This window comes from Gordonia sp. N1V (genome assembly GCF_029269935.1).
In the GTDB taxonomy this organism is placed as follows: Bacteria; Actinomycetota; Actinomycetes; order Mycobacteriales; family Mycobacteriaceae; genus Gordonia; species Gordonia polyisoprenivorans.
Window position 1 is genome coordinate 1 of record NZ_JARJDD010000066.1, and the last position, 736, is coordinate 736.

The 736-nt window shown below is 61.0% G+C and carries 1 pseudogene; it reads left to right on the top strand.

From position 1 onward, the window contains the following. Window positions 1-112: 112 nt before the first annotated feature. Window positions 113-736: pseudogene (locus P3L18_RS28130) on the top strand (HNH endonuclease); the annotation flags it as partial.

Below are 736 nucleotides of genomic sequence, written 5' to 3' on the forward strand. Positions count from 1 at the left end.
GCGTTAGGCACGCGGTGGGATGCGGTGGGACGCCCATAGAAAGGTCAGGAGAGCCACACACTGGCGATGTAGACTGGAGCCATCACACCGATCAGCCACTGGGGAGGGGCCCATGATCGCCACCACCGCGACTCTTGACTCGGAAACCGTTGATGCCGAAGCATTATTCGCCGCCATCGTCACCCAACTCAGCGACCTGCAATGGGATCCGGAGATGACCGGACCGCAGGCTTTCGGTGCGATGAAGCAGGTCCTGTTGTTGCGGAATCTGGTTGATCAGCACGCCACCACCCTCACCGGTGAGATGGACCGGCTGGGCGTCGCTGATCATAAGACCACCCGACTACGAGAATTGTTGATCAGCATGGGTTTCGCGCCGTCGGTCGCCAGTCGGTATGTGCGGATCTCGGCCGCCACCGACATTGATCTGCTGCTCGCACACGCCGCTGACGGGTCCATCTCCTCCGAACACACCGATGCCATCGTCCGTGGGTTGGCGCACATCGACACCCGATCTCCCAAACCTATGGACACCGTCCAACGGTGTGAATACCTGCGGAAACTCTTGTCGCGCTATTTCGCCGGATTCACCCCCGCCGAGATCAACCTGTACGCGCGGCAGTTGGGTAACGAGTTGGCGGCCGAGACGCCGGGTGGGTTACCAGCGGCGGAGGACAAGAAGATCAACTCCTACACCGACCGCATCACCGACGACGGACGGTTGGAAATCTCGGCG